The 21,730-nt window shown below is 73.0% G+C and carries 17 protein-coding genes; 10 read left to right on the forward strand and 7 right to left on the reverse strand.

Annotated elements, in window-relative coordinates:
• Positions 1-31 precede the first annotated feature (31 nt).
• The 6 genes from IE096_RS02535 to IE096_RS02560 all read right to left on the reverse strand — a co-directional run bounded on the left by IE096_RS02535 (position 32) and on the right by IE096_RS02560 (position 9,545).
• Positions 32-3,019, reverse strand: a complete 2,988-nt coding sequence (locus tag IE096_RS02535; RefSeq protein WP_189447903.1) for an alpha-mannosidase — start codon at positions 3,017-3,019, stop codon at positions 32-34.
• Between the two features lie 47 nt (positions 3,020-3,066).
• Positions 3,067-5,136: an endo-beta-N-acetylglucosaminidase gene (locus tag IE096_RS02540; RefSeq protein ID WP_189447905.1), complete on the reverse strand. Its 2,070-nt coding sequence runs from the start codon at positions 5,134-5,136 to the stop codon at positions 3,067-3,069.
• A 67-nt stretch (positions 5,137-5,203) separates the two neighbouring features.
• On the reverse strand, positions 5,204-6,424 hold the full coding sequence (locus tag IE096_RS02545) for a glycoside hydrolase 5 family protein (RefSeq protein WP_189447907.1): 1,221 nt from the start codon (positions 6,422-6,424) through the stop codon (positions 5,204-5,206).
• 17 nt (positions 6,425-6,441) lie between these two features.
• Positions 6,442-7,272, reverse strand: a complete 831-nt coding sequence (locus IE096_RS02550; protein WP_189447909.1) for a carbohydrate ABC transporter permease — start codon at positions 7,270-7,272, stop codon at positions 6,442-6,444.
• Positions 7,272-8,228 (reverse strand): carbohydrate ABC transporter permease, encoded by a 957-nt coding sequence (locus IE096_RS02555; RefSeq protein ID WP_229819868.1) that lies wholly within the window; start codon positions 8,226-8,228, stop codon positions 7,272-7,274. Before IE096_RS02555 ends, IE096_RS02550 begins: the two co-directional genes overlap by 1 nt.
• 24 nt (positions 8,229-8,252) lie before the next feature.
• Positions 8,253-9,545, reverse strand: coding sequence for an ABC transporter substrate-binding protein (locus IE096_RS02560; protein WP_189447913.1), 1,293 nt, complete (start codon positions 9,543-9,545; stop codon positions 8,253-8,255).
• Positions 9,546-9,667: 122 nt separating this feature from the next.
• Here IE096_RS02560 and IE096_RS02565 point away from each other — a divergent pair, with 122 nt between their 5' ends.
• The 10 genes from IE096_RS02565 to IE096_RS02610 all read left to right on the forward strand — a co-directional run bounded on the left by IE096_RS02565 (position 9,668) and on the right by IE096_RS02610 (position 21,180).
• Positions 9,668-10,720 carry a LacI family DNA-binding transcriptional regulator gene (locus IE096_RS02565; protein ID WP_189447914.1) on the forward strand — a complete coding sequence of 351 codons (1,053 nt, stop codon included), beginning with the start codon at positions 9,668-9,670 and terminating at the stop codon, positions 10,718-10,720.
• 97 nt (positions 10,721-10,817) lie between these two features.
• On the forward strand, positions 10,818-11,816 hold the full coding sequence (locus IE096_RS02570; protein ID WP_229819869.1) for a phospholipase D-like domain-containing protein: 999 nt from the start codon (positions 10,818-10,820) through the stop codon (positions 11,814-11,816).
• 95 nt (positions 11,817-11,911) lie between these two features.
• Positions 11,912-13,507, forward strand: a complete 1,596-nt coding sequence (locus tag IE096_RS02575; protein ID WP_189447916.1) for an ABC transporter substrate-binding protein — start codon at positions 11,912-11,914, stop codon at positions 13,505-13,507.
• A 26-nt stretch (positions 13,508-13,533) separates the two neighbouring features.
• Positions 13,534-14,499, forward strand: a complete 966-nt coding sequence (locus IE096_RS02580) for an ABC transporter permease (protein ID WP_189449509.1) — start codon at positions 13,534-13,536, stop codon at positions 14,497-14,499.
• Positions 14,492-15,319, forward strand: a complete 828-nt coding sequence (locus IE096_RS02585) for an ABC transporter permease (RefSeq protein ID WP_189447918.1) — start codon at positions 14,492-14,494, stop codon at positions 15,317-15,319. Before IE096_RS02580 ends, IE096_RS02585 begins: the two co-directional genes overlap by 8 nt.
• Before the next feature lie 41 nt (positions 15,320-15,360).
• Positions 15,361-16,278, forward strand: a complete 918-nt coding sequence (locus tag IE096_RS02590) for an ABC transporter ATP-binding protein (protein WP_189449508.1) — start codon at positions 15,361-15,363, stop codon at positions 16,276-16,278.
• Positions 16,271-17,020, forward strand: a complete 750-nt coding sequence (locus IE096_RS02595) for an ABC transporter ATP-binding protein (protein ID WP_189447920.1) — start codon at positions 16,271-16,273, stop codon at positions 17,018-17,020. Before IE096_RS02590 ends, IE096_RS02595 begins: the two co-directional genes overlap by 8 nt.
• On the forward strand, positions 17,017-17,565 hold the full coding sequence (locus IE096_RS02600) for a DUF1697 domain-containing protein (RefSeq protein WP_189447923.1): 549 nt from the start codon (positions 17,017-17,019) through the stop codon (positions 17,563-17,565). Before IE096_RS02595 ends, IE096_RS02600 begins: the two co-directional genes overlap by 4 nt.
• Before the next feature lie 43 nt (positions 17,566-17,608).
• Positions 17,609-20,323, forward strand: coding sequence for an alpha/beta fold hydrolase (locus tag IE096_RS02605; RefSeq protein ID WP_189447925.1), 2,715 nt, complete (start codon positions 17,609-17,611; stop codon positions 20,321-20,323).
• A complete protein-coding gene (locus IE096_RS02610; RefSeq protein ID WP_126917046.1) occupies positions 20,320-21,180 on the forward strand; it encodes an ABC transporter permease in 861 nt (286 codons plus the stop codon). The genes IE096_RS02605 and IE096_RS02610 overlap by 4 nt, the downstream gene beginning before the upstream one ends.
• On the opposite strand, the gene IE096_RS02615 is transcribed toward IE096_RS02610, so the two are convergent.
• Positions 21,181-21,648, reverse strand: a complete 468-nt coding sequence (locus IE096_RS02615) for a flavodoxin family protein (RefSeq protein ID WP_189447927.1) — start codon at positions 21,646-21,648, stop codon at positions 21,181-21,183. It lies immediately after the preceding gene.
• Between the last annotated feature and the right edge of the window lie 82 nt (positions 21,649-21,730).

Consider the following 21,730-nt stretch of genomic DNA (forward strand, 5'->3'; position numbering starts at 1 on the left):
GGGTTTGCCCCCACCACCGGAGGGGCTGATCTCAGCCCCGGCGCAGCCGCAACGTCACGATCTCGAACGGCCGGAGCGACAGGCTCAGCGACCCGGCCGCGAGCGGTCGTTCCAGCAGGTCGCAGACCGTCACTTCCCCGACGTCGAAGCCCGCTGTCAGGCAAGCCTTCGCGCGTCCGCCCAGTGACTCGTAGACCCGGACGACCACGTCCCCGCTGCCGTCGTCCGCCAGCTTCACCGCCGAGACGACGACCGCGTCGTCGTCCACGGACACCAGCGGAGCGACGCCGTCCACCGCCCCCGGAACGCGCCGCTCCGGCAGGTTGATCCGGTAGCCCTCGCGTACCGCGTCCCCCACGGACGCCCCCGGCACCAGCGCGTAGCGGAAACGGTGGACGCCCTGGTCGGTGCGGGGGTCCGGGAAGCGGGGAGCCCGCAGCAGGGAGAGGCGCAGGGTGGTGGTCGTACCGGTCCGCGTCACGTCGTACCCGTACGTCGAGTCGTCGACCAGCGCCACGCCCCACCCCGGCTCCTCCACATGGACGAACCGGTGCGCGCAGGCCTCGAACTTGGCGGCGTCCCAGCTGGTGTTGGTGTGGGTGGGCCGGTAGAGGTGGCCGAACTGGGTCTCGGCCGCGACCCGGTCGGTGTGCACGTCCAGCGGGAAGGCGGCCTTGAGGAACTTCTCCGTCTCGTGCCAGTCGACCTCCGTCTCCACCTCCACCCGGCGCTCCCCCCGCGGCAGCGTGATCCGCTGCTCGACGCGCGAGGAACCGAAGGTTCGGACGATCAGGACGGTGGCGCCGTCGTCCGTCAGCTCCAGCGCGTCGACGTCCGTCAGATCCGTGACCGTGTTGCGGTAGAAGCGGTCGACGTCCCACGCGTCCCACATGTTGGGGAAGTCCTGGTGCAACTGGAGGAGGTTCCCGGCGGCCCCCGGCGCCAGGGTCTCGCGGCCGGCCCGCCGGTCGTGGACGGAGACGAGCAGCCCGCGCGCGTCGACGACGACCGTCAGCAGACCGTTGTCCAGCACGAAACCGCCGCCCTCGCGCGGCTCCACGGTGGTGGCCGGCGCTGTCGACGGCTCCGCCGAGGCCGCCGCCCCGAGCGCCGGCACGCCACCCCGCGCGTGGGGGGCCGCGTTGAAGACGACCGTCGCCTCGCCGTCACCCGCCAGCGCCCCCAGGGCGTCCGCGATCAGCGACTCGAGTTCGGCGGCCACCTCGGCGTACGTCCGTGCGGCCTCCCGGTGCACCCAGGCGATCGACGTCCCGGGCAGGATGTCGTGGAACTGGTGCAGCAGCACCGTCTTCCACAGCCGATCCAGCGCCTCGTACGGATACGGCGCCCCGGTCCGTACCGCCGCCGTGGCCGCCCACAGCTCCGCCTCGCGCAGCAGGTGCTCGCTGCGGCGGTTGCCCTGCTTGGTGCGGGCCTGGCTGGTGAGCGTCGCCCGGTGCAGCTCCAGGTAGAGCTCGCCGGCCCACACCGGGGCGTCGGCGTACTCGGCGTGGGCCTTCTCGAAGAACGCCGACGGCTTCTCGAAGACGACCTTGGCCGAGCCCTCCAGATCCGCCAGCCGCTTCGCCCTCGCCAGCATCTCCCGTGTCGTGCCGCCTCCGCCGTCGCCCCAGCCCGTGGGGGCGAGGGAGCGCGTCGCGCCGCCCTTCTCGCGGAAGTTGCGGGTGGCGTGGGCGAGTTCGCGGCCCGAGAGCTGGGAGTTGTAGGTGTCGATCGGGGGGAAGTGGGTGAAGACCCGGGTGCCGTCCAGGCCCTCCCACCAGAAGGTGTGGTGCGGGAAGGTGTTGGTCTGGCTCCAGGAGATCTTCTGCGTCAGGAACCACTTCGCCCCCGCCAGCCGCACCAGTTGCGGAAGCGCCGCCGAGTAGCCGAAGGAGTCCGGGAGCCAGACCTCCTCCGTCTCGATCCCGAACTCCTCCAGGAAGAAGCGCTTGCCGTGCGTGAACTGCCGGGCCAGCGCCTCCGACCCCGGCATGTTCGTGTCGGACTCCACCCACATGCCGCCCACGGGGACGAAACGGCCCTCGGCGACCGCCTTCTTCACCCGCGCGTACGCCTCCGGCCGGTGCTCCTTGATCCAGGCGAACTGCTGCGCCTGGGACATGGCGTAGACGAAGTCCGGCTCGTCCTCCAGCAGCGCGGTCATATTGGCGGTCGTCCGGGCCACCTTGCGGACCGTCTCGCGCAGTGGCCACAGCCACGCCGTGTCGATGTGGGCGTGTCCCACGGCGCTGATCCGGTGCGCGGAGGCGTGCGCGGGCGCGGCGAGGACGTCCACGAGCCGCTCGCGCGCCCGTTCCGCCGTACCGCCGACGTCCTGGAGGTCCACGGCGTCCAGGGCGCGTTCGACGGCCCGCAGGATCTCCCAGCGGCGGGGCGAGTCCACCGGCAGCTCGTGCATCAGCTGCCCCAGCACGTCGAGGTCCTGGACGAGCTCCCACACCGTCCGGTCGAAGACGGCGAGGTCCATCCGGGTCAGCCGGTAGCGGGGCGCGTCGCCGGCGGTCTCGCGGTCGCCCAGCTCGGTGGGGACGAAGGGGCGGTAGTCGAGGATGACGGGGTTGGCGGCCGCCTCGATGTGCAGCAGCACCGGCTCGCCGCCGTCGGCCCGCTCGGCGATCCGCACCCACTGGTTGCGCGGGTTGAGCCCCTTCACGGGCGAGCCGTCGGGGCGGTAGACCAGGCCCTCGCACTGGAAGCCCGTCATGTTCTCGTCGAAGCCCAGGTCCAGGAGGGCCTCGACCGTACGCCCCGCCCACGCGTCCGGTACCGCGCCGGAGACGGTGAACCAGCTGGTGCCCCACGCCGGGCCCCACTCCGTGCCCACCGCGACGGGGGTGCGCGGCGCCGCCAGCCCCTCCGCGACGGGCACGGGCTCGCCGGGCGCGTGCCACACCGAGACCTCCAGCGGCACCGACTCGGGGTACACGGCCGGGCGGATGCGCTCCTCCAGGACCCGCTCGAGCCGGGCCTCGGTGATGGTGCGGTCGTTGTGCATGCCTCTCCTTGTCCGGTCTTCGCGGTCTTCGCGGCTTCGTCCGGTGGTTACCAGCGGTGGGTGACGGAAGCGGGGGCCGACGCGGTGTAGAGCTCGTCCACGGCGCGCACCTCGACGCGGGTGGCCTCCTCGTCGGCCGTGCGGCGCAGCGCCGGGACGTAGTAGGCATGCCCACAGGTGCCGCCGAGGAAGCGGCGTCGGCCGCCGGGCACCACTTGGTGGAGCTCGTAGTGGCGTACGGGCGTGGGGGCCCGCCCCGATGTCCGCTTTGTGGGCTGCCAGGTCAGGCGGAGCGCTGCCGTGCCGTCGGGGTTGCGGGTGGAGGCGGTGACGGCCGGCGCGTCGGGCGGGCCGGGCGGGACGGGTGAGCCGTCGTGGAGGGCGAGCTCGCCGAGCCGCCAGCGGACGCGGCCGCCGTCCGGGACGGTGAGCCGGACGCCGAGGACGTGGGCGGTGGCGGCGGCGCGGCCGCGTAACAGGCGGGCCACGGGGATGGTGGCGGTGGTCCAGCCGCCGCCACCGGCGGGGAGGTCGCCCACGGGGAGGTAGCTGAAACGATCCGGCTCGTCCAGGGCGACGGCCAGCTCCACCCGGACGGCCGCCGAGCCGGGGTCGGTGCGGTGGGCCAGCTCGGCCACGGTGGCGGGTGACAGCGGAAGTCTCGCCGCGTAGAGCTCGACGGTGGAGGGAAACGCGGACTCGCTGCCGTCGCCGCTGCCGACGCCGTCAATGAGGAGGCTGCTGCCGCCGCGCCAGGCGTCGGCGAAGTCGAAACCGACGACGGGCCGGGCGGCGCCGGCCGTCCGGACGACCCAGCGGCGGCCGGGGAGCCGGTCCTGAAGCCCCAGGTGGTTCCAGGGCGCGTCGGCGACGCGCACGCCCCGCTCGTACCAGCCGAGGCCATGACCGGTGTTGAAGGTGGTGGCGAAGGGGAGGGAGGTGAGGGTGGAGTGGTCCGCGACCGAGGCCGCCGGAGCGCGCCAGGGCCCTGGCCCGGGTTCGGGCCGGGCCGGGTCCAGGGAGGCACCGGACCAGAAACGGTCGTCGCGCGCGTGGAACGCGGCGGGGCCGCGATCGGTGCCGGGGAGGCTCTTCCAGGTCCACTCGGGGCGGTAGAAGCCGAACGAGGCGACGTGGGGGCGCCCGGCGGGGACCACCGCGTCCCAGTCGACCCGGGTGTCCCAGCCGTTCGCCTCCACATCGATCCCCGCCCACAGCTCGTACGGGCTCCGGCCGAGGCTCCGGGCGAGCTCTCCGGAGGAGGCGAGACCGGTGCGGCTCCAGTTGAAGTTGAGGAACATGGTGTCGGCGGCGCGGAAGAACGGGGAGTTGCGGTCGTTGAGCTCGTTCTGCCAGGCGATGTCACCGGAGATGACCATGGCGTCGTACCACGTCACCCGCAGGCCCGGGCCGCCGCGCCGGCGGAGGTACGCGACGAAGTCCCGCGTGTCGGCCCCGAGCCGGGCGTCCCCGCCGCCCGTCTCGGCGTTGAGGAACCAGCCGTCGAAGCCGTACGCCCGGGCCACCTCCACCAGCTTGTCGGCGAGCGGGAAGCCGCCGTCGGCGTCGCGCCGCACGAGGTCGCGGGTCCACTCCAGCCGTCCGCCGTAGGCGGTGGGCGGCAGGAAGACCGTCCCGAGCACGGGCACGCCGTTGCGGTGCGCGGCGTCGACCACGGGCGCGTTGGGCGCGAGGATCAGCCCCTCGTCCGAGGAGCCGCCCCAGAAGACGAGCTCGTCGAGGTAGGCCCAGTGCGTGAGGGCGTAGTAGTCGGCGGTGGCCGACCCCTGCGAGGGGTTGCCGGACGTCGGCGCGAACGCGACGAGCGCGGAGATCCGCGCCTCGTCGCGCCGCGCGGCGGAGTTGGGGGGCGGGGGAACGAACCGGGGGGCGAGGGGGACGGTGGCCCTGTTGAAGGGGAGGTCGGGGTCGCCGGCGGGGGCCCAGGCGCGAAGGCTGCGCCGGCGGACGCCGGGGGGTGGGGTGCCGGAGGGGAGGGTGTCGGGGTACCAGTAGGAGGCGTAGGGCTGGAGGTCGGCGGCAGGGGCGGGGGCGGTTGGCATCGCGAGCCCTGTGGCGGTGGCGGCGCCTGCCACGAGGGCCTGACGGCGGGTCATGTGCACGGTGACTCCTTCGAGCGGGGGTTCGGTGGCGGAGCCCCTGAAAGAAACGGGAAGGGGCGGGTCAGGGGCGAACGACCTCCGTGATGCCACGGGCGGCCAGATAACCGGCGTCCCCCGCCCGCTCCGCCAGCACCACCCCCGGCCGCCCCCCGCCGGAGGCGCCCCGCATCCATGCCTCGAAGAACGTGCCGCCCGGCGCGCACACCCCGCGCCCGGGGGCGTCCTCCGGCTCCCCCGCGTCCAGGACCAGCGCGGTCCGCCGCACCCCCGCCACGCCCCGGTGGCGCTCCCGCGCGTACCGCCCCACCACCTCCCCCACCGGCTTGACCACCCGGTCGTTCGTCAGCAGCCCCAGCCCGTACTCCAGCTCCGGGAAGTCCGCCAGCGCCCGGTCGACGTCGTGGGAGCACCACCAGGTGATGCCCCAGACGTCCGGGCAGTCCAGGACGGCCTCGATCGTCGCCTCCGCGAAGGCCGCCGCGCTCGACGGCGGAACGTGCGGGGCCGGTGCCCCGACCTCCTGGAGCCACACCGGGCGGGCGGGGTCGTCGGCCCATGCCCTGGAGAGCTCGACGAGGTAGGCGGCGTGCAACCCGGTGGCCGGGGCGTCGGGGCCGTAGCGCTGGGCGGTGCCGTCGAAGACCCACGAGTGGACGGCGGTCATGGCGCCGAGCCGGGCCGAGTGGGCGGGGGTGAAGGGGTGGGTGCCGTCGTACCAGGCGGCGTCGTAGGAGGCGTGGACGTGGGGCAGGCCGGGCGCGCCCGCCTCGCACGCGGCGAGCATCCGCCGCAGCCACCGGCCGGCCTGTGCGGGGGTGACGGGGTCGGGGTCGGGGTGGGGGCGGCCGGAGAACTGGTTGATCTCGTTGCCGACGGTCATGCCGAGGAAGCCGGGCCGGCCGGCGAGGGCGGCGGCGAGCGCCGTCAGATAGGCGGCCTGCGCGTCGACGACGTCGGGGGCGGTGAAGATGTTGCGGCGGTGCCAGGTGGTGGTCCAGGAGGGGATGAAGTCGAAGCTGGACAGGTGCCCCTGGAGTCCGTCGACCGCGACGTCGAGCCCGCGTTCGGCGGCGGCGTCGGCCAGTCGTACCAGCTGGTCGACGGCGCGGGGGCGGATGAGGGTGCGGTTGGGCTGGAAGATCGGCCAGAGGGGGAAGACGCGGATGTGGTCGAGGCCGAGGGCAGCGATGGAGTCGAGGTCGGCGCGGACGTCGTCGAGGTCGAAGTCGAGCCAGTGGTGGAACCAGCCGCGCGTGGGGGTGTAGTTGACGCCGAAGCGCATGACGGTCGGGGCTCCCTTCAGCCCTTGACGGCGCCCTCGCCGACGCCGCGGAAGAAGTACCGCTGGAGGCAGGCGAACATCACGACGAGCGGGGCGACGGCGATGACGGTCCCGGCCGCCACCAGCCGGGGGTTCTGCGTGAACGTGCCGTGGAGGTAGTTCAGCCCGACGGTGAGGGTGAAGCGGTGCTGGTCGGAGAGGACGATCAGCGGCCACAGGAAGTCGTCCCAGGCGCCCATGAACGCGAAGATCGCGACGACCGCGAGGGTGCCGCGGACGGAGGGGAGGGCGATCCGGAGGAAGCGCTGCCAGGCGTTCGCCCCGTCGATGACGGCCGCCTCCTCGGTCTCGTAGGGCAGGGCGGCGAAGGCGTTCCGCATGAGGAGGACGTTCAGGGCGCTCACGGAGCCGGGGAGGACGACGGCGACGAGCGTGTTGTTGAGCTGGAGGTCGCGTACGAGCGTCAACTGGGCGATGACGATGGACTCCACCGGCACGAGCAGGGCCAGGACGAAGGCGAGCCCGGCCGCCCGCCGCCCCCGGAAGCGCAGCCGGGCCAGGGCGTAGCCGGCCATGGCGGCGCCGACGAGGTTGGTGAGCACGGCGGCGGTGGCGACCTTGAGGGAGTTGAAGGCGTAGTCCCAGACGGGGATGGTGTCGGCGACCTCGGCGTAGTTGTGGCCGGTGGGGTGCTGGGGGAGGAAGCGCGGGGGTGAGGTGTAGATGTCCTCGGTGGTGTCCTTGAGGGAGGTGGAGAGCTGCCAGAGGAACGGGCCGACGGTGAGGGCCAGCACCAGCAGCATCAGCGCGTATCGCAGGACCTTCTCCCGGCCCGAGGTCCGGAGCATCAGCCGCGCTCCTCACGTCGGGCGCGGCCGTGACCGTGCCGGGCGTGACTGTCATCGCCTCGGGCGTGACCGGCCTCGCCTCGAACGCGGCCGGCCCGCAGGACGAGCAGCATCAGCAGCAGCGTGATGACGAAGACGACGAGGGAGAGCGCGGAGGAGTAGCCGACACGGCCGTTGAGACCGGTGCCGGTGCGCTGGACGAGCATCACGAGCGTGGTGTCCTGCCCGGCCGGCCCGCCGGTGGGCCCGGCCATCAGGTACACCTCGGAGAAGACCTTGAACGCGGCCACGGCCGACAAGGCAGCGACCAGCACCATGGTCGGCCGTACGGCGGGGAGGGTGACGCTGAGGAAACGGCGCAGGGCTCCGGCGCCGTCGACGGCGGCGGCCTCGTGGAGCTCGCGGGGGACGTTCCCGAGCGCCGCCAGATAGATGATCATGTAGTAGCCGAGGCCCTTCCAGACGGTGAGGGCCATGGCGCTGAACAGCAGCAGCCACGCGTCGCCCAGGAAGTCGACGGGCCCGGCGCCGAAGGCGCGCAGGATGCCGTTGACGAGGCCGCGGTCGTCGAGCATCCAGGTCCAGATCAGGGCCACCACGACCACGGAGGCGACGACGGGGGTGTAGTAGGCGGCGCGGAAGAACGTGACGCCGGGCAGTTGCTTGCGCACCAGCAGGGCGAGCAGCAGCGGGAGGAGGACGGTGCAGGGGACGACGAGGAGGACGTAGAGGGCGCTGTTGCGCAGGGCGGTCCAGAACTGCTCGTCGTCCAGCATCGCGCGGAAGTTCTCGAGCCCGGTCCACCGGCCGGGGGTGAGGGTGCGGGCGTCGGTGAACGCCTGGTGGGCGGTGGTGAGGAAGGGGTAGAGGCTGAAGACGGCGACGACGGCGAGGGCGGGCAGGAGGAAGAGCCAGGGACCCAGGGCCCCGAGAACGCGCCCGGCGCGCGTTGTCACAGCGGGAATCTTCACGGCGGCGGCTCAGCTCTGCCGGAGAAGTCTGTCACTCTGCGCGACGGCGTCGTCGAGTGCCTGCTGGGGGGATTTCTTGCCCTGGAGGGCCTTGGCGACCTCGTTCTTGAGGACGGTCTTCATCTCGTCGCTCATCACCACGGGGGTGTAGTTGACAGCGCCCTTCAGCATCCTCGCGGAGGCCACGCGGACCCGGCCCTCGTCGGTGCCGTCGTCCTTCGTCCAGTACGGGTCGTCGAGCGACCCCCGGGTGCTGGGGAAGACGGCGACCTCGTGGGCGAAGGCCTCCTGGTTCTTCCTGTCGGTGACGAAGTGGGCGAAGGCGATCGCGGCGGCCTTGCGCTTGCTCTTCTCGTTGACGGCCACGCCCATCACGTACATGTTGGGCTTTCCGGTGTTGTTCGGCGCTTCGGCGATGCCGAGGTTGCGGTAGAGGGTGGGGGCGTTCTCCTTGAAGTTGGCCAGGTCGTTGGCGCCGCCGGGGTTCATGGCGACCTTTTGTTCCAGGAACTTCTGGCCGGATTTCTCGGGGGTGTTGGTGAGGGCCTGCGGGTCGAGGCCGCCGCGGTCGTAGAGCTCCTTGTATTTGGTGAGCAGTTCCACGCCCTTGGGCTCGTTGTAGGTGAATTTCGTGGCGTCGCCGTTCATCAGCTTCACGCCGTAGCGGCCGAAGTCCTCGACGGACGGGGTGTTCGCGAGCGTGGCGATCCGTCCGCCGGACCCGCCGGCCATGGCGAGGGCGGTGGTGAACAGTTCCGCGTAGTTCTTCGGCGGTTTCTCGGGGTCGAGCCCGGCGGAACGGAAGAGGGCCTTGTTGTAGAAGAGCGGACCGGTGGTGAGGTACCAGGGGAAGGAGTACGAACCTCCCAGGCCGGGGAGGGTGTTGCCCTGCCATGCCTCCGTCGTGTATTCGCCCTTGAAGCGTTGCGCGGCGTTCTCCTTGTCGAGATTGACCAGCATTCCCGCTTTGGCGAGCGGATAGGACAGGTCCGGGGAGACGTTGACGACGTCGGGCAGGGTGCCGGCGGCGGCGTCGGCGCTGAGCTTGTCCGCGTAGTGCTCGGCGGGCTGATCCAGCCAGGTGACCTTGACGCCGGGATTCTGCTTCTCGAAGTCGCCCACCAGATCCTCGAAGTAGTCCTTGAAGTTCGCGCGGAGATTCCAGGTCTGGAAGGTGATGCCGCCGTCCCCGCTGCCTCCCCCGCCGCCGCCCGAACCGCAGGCGGTGAGCGCCATGGCGATGGCGAGGAGGGCGGCGGTGACGGCGAGGCGCCCATGCGGCTTCGGGCGGGATAAGGGCATGGCGGACGAGCTCCTTCGATCGGGTCGGACGGTCGGTAGGAGGCCGGTCAAAACCTGCACCCGGCAAGGGAGTTCCGTCAATACTGCCGTCGGGCACTAATGCGCTTTAGTGGAAGGCAGCGATGCGCCGCAGACCGACGATCAAGGACATAGCGCGGCGCGCGGGCGTCTCGGAGAGCGCGGTGTCCTTCGCGCTCAACGGCCGTCCGGGCGTCTCGGCCGCCACGCGCGAGCGGATCCGCCGGGTGGCCGATCAGCTCGGCTGGCTGCCCAGTGCCGCGGCCAGGGCCCTGTCCGGCGAGGGCTCGGCGACGGTCGGCCTGGTGCTGGCCCGTCCGGCCCGTACGCTCGGCGTCGAGTCGTTCTTCCTCCAGCTGGTCTCGGGGGTACAGGAGGCGCTCGGCGTACGCGGGTTGGGCCTCCTCTTCCAGGTGGTGGAGGACGTGGGCGCCGAGTGCGCCGCCTACCGGCGCTGGTGGGCCGAGCACCGCGTGGACGGGCTCCTCGTCGTCGACCCGCGCGGGGACGACCCGCGCCCGGCACTCCTGGCGGAGCTGGGGCTGCCGGCGGTGATCGTGGGCGCGCCGGGAGCGGGTACCGTCCCGTCGGGCGCCGCGATCTCCTGCGTCCGGGCCGACGACGCGGCCGCGATGGCCTCGGTCGTCGACCACCTCCACGGCCTGGGCCACCGGCGCGTGGCACACGTGGCGGGCCTGGCCGAGCTGGCGCACACCCGCCGCCGCATCGCGTCGCTCCGCGCGGAGGCCACCCGCCGGGGCCTGCGCGAGGCGACGTCCGTGACCACCGACTACTCCGACGCGCAGGGTGCCGAGGCGACCCGGCGCCTCCTGTCGGGCGAGCGTCCGCCCACCGCGATCGTCTTCGACAACGACGTGATGGCGGTGGCGGGCCTGGCGGTGGCGGCGGAGCGCGGCGTGTCCGTACCGCATGCGCTCTCCATCGTCGCGTGGGACGACTCCGCGCTCTGCCGCAACACCCACCCCACCCTCACGGCCCTGACCCGCGACACCGCCACGTTCGGCCGGCACGCGGCCGAGGAGTTGATCGCCCTGCTGGACGGGGGCCCGGCGCGATGGGTGGAGGACGCGGCGCCGCGGCTGATGGCGCGTGAGTCGACGGCGGCGGCACCCGTGAGCCGAGGGCGCTTGTCGTGACACCGACAAAAATTCACCGACAACACCTCCCCACGTAACCGCCGACGGCCACACCATGGGGGCCGACGTACCCACCTCCCACCAACCGGAGTTCGGCATGCGCGCTCCCCATCCCTTCCGCCGGATCGCCGTGGCCGCCGGCGCCCTCCTGCTCTCCTCGATGTCGCTCCTGGCCACCCCGGGCGCGGCCCAGGCGGCCCCCGGTACGTACTCCCTGCTCGTCTTCCCGGATCAGAGCCACGGCGCGGTGTACGACCTCATACGCTCGGCCGCGAAGTCGGTGGACGTGACCATGTACGAGCTGGACGACCCCGAGGTCGTGAACGCGCTGGTGAACCGCGAGAGAGCCGGGGCGACCGTCCGGGTGATCCTCGACGCCAAGCACCCCTCGGTGAACGAACCGGCCTACCAGGCCCTCACCGCCGCGGGCGTCGGCGTGGTGTACTCCTCGCCCGACTTCGTCTACACCCACCAGAAGACCATCACCGTGGACCGCGCGAAGTCGCTGATCCTGACGGGCAACCTGGACGCGAAGTACTACGCGACCGGCCGCGACTACGGCGTCGTCGACACCGACCCCGCGGACGTCGCCGCCATAGAGCAGACCTTCGACGCCGACTACACCCACACCGCCGCCACCCCCTCCGACGGCGCCAACCTGCTCTGGTCGCCCACGGACTCCCAGGACCGCCTGCTCGCGCTGATCAACGGAGCCCGGCACTCGCTCGACCTGGAGCAACTGGAGTTCGGCGCCGGCGCCCTCGTGGACGCCGTGGTGGCGGCACGGAACCGCGGCGTCACGGTCCGGGTCGTCGGCATGAACCCCGACCGCTACGCCGGCTACTTCGACCAGATCAAGGAAGCCGGCGGCACGGTCGTCACCTTCTCCTCGACGGAGGGCCTCTTCATCCACGCCAAGACGATCGTCGCCGACTCCGGGACGCCGTCGGCCAAGGTCTTCGCGGGTTCGCAGAACTTCTCCGACAACTCGCTCAACAACAACCGCGAGCTCGGCTTGATCGTCGACGACGGGGGCGTACTGAACGGCATCGAGTCGACGTTCAAGACGGACTTCGCGAACGGGATGCCGTACTAGCCCCGGTCGACACCCCCCGTCATGGCCACTCCTTGACCTCCTGTTTAATTGCACTTTGTTCGCAATAGCAAGAGATCTTGATTAGAGGTGTGGGCATGACGGCCCGGTCCATACGGGGAGTGGCCGCCACGGCCATGGCCGGCGTCCTCGCGGCAGGCGCGGCGGCCTGTTCGGCGCCGGGCGGCGGTGACAAGGCCGGGAAGGGCAGGGACGAGCTCGTCGTGGGGCTCGCCAACGAGCCCGAGACGCTCAGCCCGCTCCTGGGCTACGGCAAGGACGGCAACTCGAAGATCTTCGACGGGCTGCTCCGCCGCGACTCCGCGATGAAGCTGGAGCCGGCCCTGGCCGCCGAGCTGCCGAAGGTCACCGACGACGGACGGACGTACACCTACAAGCTCCGCAAGGGCGTGACGTTCAGCGACGGCAAGCCGTTCTCCGCCGGGGACGTGGTCTTCACCTACCGGACCATCCTCGACGAGAAGACGAACAACGCCGCCAAGGGCGAGCTCGCCGCGATCGACAAGGTCACGGCCGCCGGTGACGACACCGTCGTCTTCGCGCTCAAGTACCCCTACGCGCCCTTCGCCGAGCGGACCGTCCTGCCGATCGTGCCCGAGCACGCGGCCAAGGGGCAGGACGTCAACACCGGCTCGTTCAACACGGCGCCCATCGGCACCGGGCCCTACGTCCTCACCGGCTGGAGCAAGGGCGAGAAGCTGACCTTCAAGGCCAACCCCGCCTACTGGGGCGGCGAGCCGAAGGTCAAGAAGCTGACCATGGCGATCATCAAGGACGACGACGTGCGCGCCACCCGGCTGCGCTCCGGCGACCTCGACGGCGCGATCCTGCCGCCGAACCTGGTCAAGGGCTTCAAGGGCGACAAGTCCAAGGTCACTCTCACCGCCCGGACCACCGACTTCCGCGGGGTGACCCTGCCGACCGCGAACAAGGTCACCGGCGACGTCGCCGTGCGCCGCGCCCTCGATCTCGCCGTCGACCGCGACGCGATGGTCGACAAGCTGCTGGAGGGCGCGGGCCGGGCCGGATACGGGCCCGTGCCCACGGACAGCGAGTGGTTCGCGAAGGGCACCGAGCGGCCGCACGACCTGGACAAGGCGAAGAAGCTGCTGGACGACGCGGGCTGGAAGCCCGGCGGCGACGGCATCAGGGAGAAGGACGGGCAGCGCGCCGCCTTCACCCTCTGGTTCCCCGCCGGTGACAAGCTGCGCGAGGAGCACGCCCTGGCCTTCGCCTCCGACGCCAAGAAGGCCGGTGTGGACGTGAAGGTGCAGAGCGGCACCTGGGAGGTCATCGAGCCGCGGATGAAGGAGGACGCCGTCCTCGCCGGCGGCGGCAACCCGGCCGACCCCGACTTCGACCTCTACAACCTGCTGCACTCCTCCCTCGCCCTCGACGGCTTCAACAACATGGCCGCCTACAGCGACCCGGCCGTCGACAAGGCCCTGGAGGAGGGCCGGCGCGGCGGCGACAAGGCCACCCGCAAGGCCGCCTACGACGCGGTGCAGCGCGGTCTCGCCGACAACCCCGGCTATGTCTTCCTCACCCACGTCGACCACCTCTACGTGATGAACGGCGACCGGAAGGGCCTCACCACCCAGGTCGAGCCGCACGACCACGGCCTGGGCGCCGGCCCGTGGTGGAACGTCGAGGACTGGCAGCCGGCGAAGTGAACCGCAAGGCCCTCCCCTGGGGGCCGATGGCGCGCATGGCGGGGCGGCGGCTGCTGGCCGCCGTCCCCCTGCTCGCCGTCGTGACCTTCGGGGTCTTCGCCCTCGCCGCCGCCTCGCCCTTCGACCCGGCCAAGGCGTACGCCGGCTCCGCCGGGCTCGGCGCCCGGCGGGACGTCCTGGACCAGCTGCGCGCGAACCTCGGCGCCGACGAGCCGTTCGTCACCCGCTGGTGGGACTGGCTGGGCGCCGCGCTCACCGGTGACCTCGGCGAGTCGACGGCGCTGCGCCAGCCCGTTTCCCACGTCATCGGCGAGCGCGTCGGGTGGTCCGTGCTGTTGTGCGGCGTCGCCTTCGTCGTGGCCGTGAGCGTGGGCACCGTCCTGGGCGTCCTCGCCGCCCGGCGGCGCGGCGGGTGGCTCGACCGGGCCGTCACCGGGCTCGCCTACACGCTGGAGGCGGCCCCGCCGTTCTGGCTGGGGCTGCTCGCCGTCTGGTTCTTCTCCGTCGAGCTGGGCGTCCTCCCGGCCGGCGGTCTCACCGACACCGGCGCCGACGTCGCCACGGCCGGCCAGGTCGCCTCGCACCTCGTGCTCCCGGCGGCCGTCCTCGCCGCCACCCAGCTGCCGTGGTTCGTGCTGTACGTGCGTCAGGGAGTCGGGGACGCGCTGGCGGAGGACCCCGTGCGCGGCGCCCGCGCCCGCGGGCTGCGCGAGCGGACGGTCCTCCTCGGCCACGCCCTGCGGTCCGGGCTGCTGCCCGTCCTCACCCTGATCGGCTCCCGCGTGCCCGAGCTCATCACCGGCGCGCTGCTGGTGGAGACCGTGTTCAGCTGGCCGGGCATCGCCTCGGCGACGGTCGAGGCGGCCACCAAGGTCGACTTCCCGCTGCTCGCCGCCCTGACCGTGCTCGCCACGGCGGCCGTGCTGGTGGGCAATCTGCTGGCCGACCTGTTGTACGGGCTGGTCGATCCGAGGATAGGTTTCGATGGGTAGCCGCACCCGGGCCCTGCGGGTCTCGGCCGGTGTCATGGCCGCCGTCGTCCTCGCCGTGCTCGTCGTACCGCTCGCCGTGCCGCTGGACGAGCAGGCCGTCGACCTCGGCGCGAAGCTGCTCCCGCCGGGCGCGGCGCACCCCTTCGGCACCGACGAGGTCGGCCGCGACCTGCTGCTGCGCTGCGTGTACGGGCTGCGCGTCTCCCTGCTCGTGGGCGTGGTGGCCGCGCTCGTCGCGACCGTCGTGGGCACGGCGGCCGGGGCGCTCGCGGGCGCGTTCGGCGGCTGGCCGGACCGGCTGCTGATGCGGCTCGTCGACCTCTTCTCGGCCGTGCCGCACCTGCTGCTCGGCATCTTCGTCGTCGCCCTGTTCCGGCCCGGGATCTGGCCGGTGGTCGCCTCGGTGGCGGTCACCCACTGGCTGTCGACGGCGCGCGTGGTGCGGGCCGAGGTGCTGTCGCTGCGCTCCCGGCCGTACATCGACGCGGCCGTCTCCGGCGGCGCGTCGCGGTGGCGCGTGACGGTGCGGCACCTGCTGCCGGCGGTGCTGCCGCAGGCGGGGCTCGCGGCGGTCCTGATGGTGCCGCACGCGATCTGGCACGAGTCGGCGCTGTCCTTCCTGGGCCTGGGCCTGCCCACGCACCGGGCGAGCCTGGGCAACATGGTCAACAGCGCGCGGGGTTCGCTGCTCGCGGGCGACTGGTGGCCCACGCTCTTCCCCGGGCTGTTCATCATCGTTCCCACCCTCGCCCTCGCGGGCCTGGCCGGCGCGTGGCGAGCGCGGCTCAATCCCCGGCACCGATCGGAGCTGACGCTGTGACGACGGTCCTCTCCGTCCGTGAGCTGTCCGTACGGTTCCGGATGCCCGGCGGCAGGCATGTCGCGGCCGTCGGCGACGTCTCGTTCGAGCTGGCCGCCGGGGAGTGCCTCGTCCTGGTCGGCGAGAGCGGCTGCGGCAAGTCCGTCCTGGCCTCGGCGCTGCTCGGGCTGCTGCCCGGCAACGCCGAGACGTCCGGGGAGGCGCGCCTCGGCGACGGCCTGGAGCTGCTCTCCGCCGACGAGCGGACGCTGGCCCGTACCGTCCGGGGCCGCCGTATCGGGCTCGTGCCGCAGAGCCCGGCCGCGCACCTGACGCCCGTACGGACCGTGCGCGCGCAACTGGCGGAGACGGTGCGTGAGCTGACCGGCGCCCGGGGGGCCGCGCTGGCGGAGGCCGTGGAGGCGGCCGCCGCACGGGCGGCGTTCCCGGCCGGTCACCTCGACCGCTATCCCCACCAGCTCTCCGGCGGCCTGGCGCAGCGCGCGGCCACCGCGCTCGCGCTCGTCGGCGACGCGCCGTTGCTGCTGGCCGACGAGCCGACGACCGGCCTGGACCGCGAGCTCGTCGACCGCACGGCCGACGAACTGCGCCGCCACGCGGACGCGGGCCACGCACTGCTGATGATCACGCATGACCTGGCGGCGGCCGAGCGGATCGCCGACCGCGTCGCCGTGATGTACGCGGGCCGCGTCGTCGAGATCGCGGACGCGGCCGTGTTCTTCGGCGCCGCCGGGCCCCGGCACCCGTATGCGCGGGGGCTGCTGGACGCGCTGCCGGAGCGGGCGTTCGCGCCCGTTCCGGGGATGCCGCCGGAGCTCGGCGCGCTGCCCGCGGGCTGCGCCTTCGCGGCGCGCTGCGCCACACCGAAGGAGGCGTGCGAGGCCGTTCCGGCGCTGGTCGACGGGGTGGCCTGCCATCATCCGCACCGCCCGCTCGCCGAGGAGGCTTCCCGTGCTTGAGCTGCGCGGTATCACCGCCGGGTACGACCCGCGCGACCCGGTCGTCCGCGACGTGTCGCTGACCATCGGCGACGGCGAGGCCGTGGGGCTGCTCGGGCCCAGCGGCTGCGGCAAGTCCACGCTGGCGCGCGTGGCCGCGCTGCTGCACCGGCCGGACGCGGGGTCCGTCGTCATCGACGGCGAGCCCGCCCGTGGCTGGCGGCACCGCGCGCCGCGCGAGCAGCGCACCGCGTTCGGGGTCGTCTTCCAGCAGCCCCGGCAGTCGGCCGACCCCCGGCTGCGGCTCCGCGACCTGATCGCCGAGCCGCTGCGGGCGACGGGCCGCCGTGCCGAGGCCGACACCCGGGTGGGCGAGCTGGCGCCGGTCGTCGGCCTGTCGGCCGAGCTCCTGGCGCGCCGCCCGCACGAGGTGAGCGACGGGCAGCTCCAGCGGGCGTGCGTGGCGCGGGCGCTGGTGGCGCGGCCGCGGTGGCTGATCTGTGACGAGATGACGGCGATGCTGGACGCGTCGACGACGGCGGCGTTGGTCGGGGTCGTCGAGGCGTACCGCCGGGAGAGCGGGGCGGGGTTGCTGGCGGTGGGGCACGACGCGGTGCTGCTGGAGCGGTGGTGCGACCGGACGGTGCGGTGGGAGCCCCTGACCCGCCCCTTCACCGTTTCCCGGGGGCTCCGCCCCCGGACCCCCGGTCCTCAAACGCCGGACGGGCTGAATACGGTCCCCGTGATTAGGGTGACGCAATGACAACGTATGTGGCGCTGCTGCGCGGTATCAACGTCGGCGGCAAGAAGCGCGTCCCCATGCAGACCCTGCGGGAGCTGCTGGCCGGCATGGGGTGCGAATCCGTCCGGACCCATCTCAACAGCGGCAACGCCGTCTTCACCCACTCCGCCGACGACGGCGCCGACGAGGCGACGCTGGCCGCCCGTCTGGAGGAGGCCATCGAGCGGGAGCTGGGGTTCTCCGTGACCTGTCTCGTACGCGAGGCGGGTGAGATACGCCGTGTCGTCGACGCCAATCCGTTCGCCGGGCAGGAGGTCGACCCCGCGCGGTTCGTCGTGACCTTCCTCGCCGGGCCGGCCGACCCGGCGACCGTCGCGGATCTCGACCCGGCGGAGTACGCGCCCGAGGCGTTCGCGCTGGGCGAGCGCGAGGTGTACGCGCACTACGCGAACGGCATCCGGGACTCCCGGCTGGCGAAGGTGCTCACCGAGCGGCGGCTGGGCACGGCGGGCACCGGGCGCAACTGGAACACCGTCACCAGGCTGGCGGACATGGCCGGGGAGTGACCACCGCGCTCAGCCGGACACGGGCTCCGCTTAGCATTCGAACATGAAGCTGCGTCTCCCCCGTCCGCGCGGGCGGCGGCTGTTCGCCGCCGTGGCCGCGGTCGTCGTGCTCGGCGGTGCCGGCACCTGGACGGTCGCCTCGGCCACCGGCGGCGATCCTCCCGTGCGCCGCGAGGACCGGTCGATCGTCATGCCCGAGGGCCCGGGCGGGGGCAAGGACACCGTCCGGATCGACACCTCCTTCTTCACGTCCGGCCCCGCCGGCGAGCGTCGCCCGGCGGTGCTGCTCGCGCACGGCTTCGGCGGCAGCAAGGACGACCTGCGGCCCGAGGCGGAGGAGCTGGCCCGTTCCGGTTACGCCGTGCTGACGTGGTCCGCGCGAGGCTTCGGGCACTCCACCGGACGGATCGGCCTCAACGACCCGGACCGCGAGGTCGCCGACGTCAGCCGGCTGATCGACTGGCTCGCCCGGCGCCCCGAGGTGCGCCTCGACGCGGCCGGGGACCCGCGCGTCGGCATCGCGGGCGGCTCGTACGGCGGTGCGATCGCGCTGCTCGCCGCCGGGTACGACAAGCGCGTCGACGCCATCGCCCCGCAGATCACCTACTGGAACCTCGCCGATTCCCTCTTCCCCGGCGACGTCTTCAAGAAGCTCTGGGCCGGGATCTTCTTCACCACCGGCGCCACCTCGGCCCCCGCCGGATCCGCCCCGGCCCCGTCCAGGACCACGGGCGGCCCCTCCGGCTGCGGCCGGTTCGAGCGGAGCCTGTGCGAGATGTACGAGCGGGTGGCCGTCGCCGGGAAGCCCGACGCGGAGGCGCGGAAACTGCTGGAGCGCCGCAGCCCTTCCGCCGTCGCGGACCGCATCAAGGTTCCCGCGCTCATCGTCCAGGGGCAGAACGACTCCCTCTTCCCCCTCGACCAGTCCGACGCCGCTGCCGCCGCCGTCCGCCGCAACAGGGCGCCCGTGGCCGTCGACTGGATCGCCGGCGGGCACGACACCGGCCTCGCGGCCGAGCAGGACCGGATCGAGCGGCGCACGCGCGCGTGGTTCGACCGCTACCTCAAGGACGACGAGTCCACGGGCACCGGACCGGCCTTCCGCGTCAGCCGCACCGGCGGCATCGACACCACCGACGGCAGGGCGCGGCTGCGCGCGGCGACCGGCACCCGCTACCCCGGGCTGCGGTCCGACACCCGGACCGTACCCCTGGCCGGTGGCACACGGTCGTTCGCCAACCCGGCGGGTGCCGCTCCGCCGGCCGTCTCCGCCGTGCCCGGCGTCGGGGGCGGGCTCTCCCAGCTGTCGGGGCTCGGCCTCGGGGTGTCCCTCGACTTCCCCGGCCAGTACGCCCGTTTCGACTCCGCCCCGCTGTCCGAGGGCGTCCACGTCACCGGCACGCCGACCGCGAAGGTGAAGGTCGCCTCCGACACCGGCGAGGCGGTCCTCTTCGCCAAGGTCTACGACGTCGGCCCCGGCGGCCAGCAGCAGTTGCCCGGACAGCTCGTCGCCCCGCTGCGCGTCGAGGACGCGAAGGACGGCAGAACGGTCGAGCTGCGGCTGCCCGCGATCGACCACACCTTCGAGGCCGGGCACCGGATGCGGCTCGTGCTCTCCGCCACCGACCTCGGCTACGCCTCCCCCACGCACCCCGCCCGCTACACCGTTTCCCTCGCGGGCGGCGGGCTGAGCGTCCCGACCGCCCTCGACGTGCGGACCGGCTCGGCCGGCCTGCCGTGGTGGACGTGGGGACTCCCCGTCGGCGGCGTGCTGGTCGCGGCGGCCCTGCTGCTGACCGGGCGGCGCCGCACCACCGCCCCCGCGCCCGACCCGGAGCTGGCCGACGTGCCGCTGCGGATCTCCGGGCTGAGCAAGCGGTACGCCAAGTCGGCGGACCGGTACGCCGTGCGCGACCTGTCGTTCCAGGTCGAACGCGGACAGGTGGTGGGGCTGCTGGGGCCCAACGGCGCGGGCAAGACCACGACGCTGCGGATGCTCATGGGCCTCATCCGGCCCGACGCCGGGGAGATCCGGGTCTTCGGGCACGCGATCCGGCCGGGCTCGCCCGTGCTGTCGCGGGTCGGCGCGTTCGTCGAGGGCGCGGGTTTCCTGCCGCACCTGTCCGGGCGGGCCAACCTGGACCTGTACTGGCGGGCCACCGGCCGTCCCGCCGAGGACGCGCACCTGGAGGAGGCCCTGGAGATCGCCGGGCTGGGCTCCGCGCTGGACCGGGCCGTCCGCACCTACTCCCAGGGCATGCGGCAGCGCCTCGCGATCGCCCAGGCCATGCTGGGCCTGCCGGACCTGCTGATCCTCGACGAGCCGGCCAACGGGCTGGACCCGCCGCAGATCCGGGAGATGCGCGAGGTGATGATCCGATACGCGGCGGCCGGCCGCACGGTGATCGTCTCCAGTCATCTCCTCGCCGAGGTCGAGCAGTCCTGCACCCATCTGGTCGTCATGGACCGGGGGCGGCTGGTCGGCGCGGGCCCGGTCGCGGACATCGTCGGCTCGGGCGACACCCTGCTGGTGGGCGTCGCGGGCCCGCCCTCGGAGGTGACGGTGGACAAGGTGGCCGCCCTGCCCGGCGTGGCGTCGGCCGTGCGGGCCGACGAGGGGCTGCTGGTGCGGCTCGACGGCGCGACCGTGCCGGAACTGCTGGTGGAACTGGTCCGGCTGGAGGTGCCCGTGACGAGCGTGGGCCCGCACCGGCGCCTGGAGGACGCGTTCCTGACCCTGATCGGAGGCTCCGCGTGAGCGGCACCACGGCTGTCGAATCCGCGCCCGGCTACCGGGCCGGCCGCACCCTTCCGCTGCGGGTGGAGGCGGCGCGGCAACTGCGGCGGCGCCGCACGCTGGTGATGGGCGCCGTGCTGGCGGTGCTGCCGTTCGTCCTGATCGCGGCCTTCGCGATCGGCGGCGACCGGCAGGGCCGGGACGGGCGGGTGACGCTGATGGACACGGCCACCGCCTCCGGCGCGAACTTCGCCGCCACCGCGCTGTTCGTCTCGGCGGGCTTCCTGCTGGTGGTACCGGTGGCGCTGTTCTGCGGTGACGCGGTGGCCTCGGAGGCGAGCTGGTCGTCGCTGCGGTACCTGCTGGCCGCGCCCGTGCCGCGCGCCCGGCTGCTGTGGGCCAAGCTGGCCGTGGCGCTGGCCTTCAGCGCGGCGGCGATGGTGCTGCTGCCGCTGGTGGCGCTCGCGGCGGGCACGGCCGCCTACGGCTGGGGGCCGTTGCGGATCCCCACCGGCGGCTCCCTGGACGCGGGCACGGCGACGGGCCGGCTGGCCCTCTGCGTGGCCTTCGTGTTCGTCGGCCAGCTGGTCACGGCGGCGCTGGCGTTCTGGCTGTCGACGGTCACGGACGCGCCGCTGGGCGCGGTGGGCGGCGCGATGGGCCTGACGATCGTCGGCAACGTCCTCGACGCCGTCACCGCGCTGGGCGACTGGCGGGACCTGCTGCCGGCCCACTGGCAGTACGCGTGGGCCGACGCCCTCCAGCCGCGTCCGGAGTACGGCGGGATGGTCAAGGGCACGGCGGTGTCGGTCGCGTACGCGGTGGTGTTCTTCGCGCTGGCGTTCCGGCACTTCCGGGGCAAGGACGTGGTGTCCTGATCAGGACAGTGCCCTGACCCTCAGCCCTTCCGCGAACGCGCGCGCCGCCTGGAGATCGGTGGCGTCGGGCCGTCCCTTCTTGATCCCGCCGACGAGCTTGAACGGCAGCCAGGTGTCGTACCCGCGGCACTGGAAGCTGTCGTTCACGTCGAAGCCCTTCTTCTCCAGAAGCCGCGCGAGGGAGCGGCTGTGGGGCCGGAACGGCGGCTCGGGCAGTCCGCTGGTGGTGAAGACGAACGCCTTGCGGTACCGGCCCTCCGGCAGCGACTCGGCGAACCGGCGCAGCCGCGGGTGGATGTTCTGCGTGTAGATGCCCGAGCCGAATCCCACCAGGTCGTAAGTGGCGAGCTCGGCCGCGTCGATCTGTTCGGGCTCGACGACCCGGGCGTCCAGGACCCGGCCCATGACGTCGGCGATCCTCCTCGTGTTGCCGTGGGAGACGGACGTGCACACGATGACGGTCCTCATGATGGCGCTCCTTTCGTTTCGGCTCGCACCATGGGGACACCACCCGGGCGGCGGGCGTGACAGGCGGCGGATGTGTCGGTGA

The sequence above is a fragment of the Streptomyces abikoensis genome, from assembly GCF_014648775.1.
Taxonomy (GTDB): domain Bacteria; phylum Actinomycetota; class Actinomycetes; order Streptomycetales; family Streptomycetaceae; genus Streptomyces; species Streptomyces abikoensis.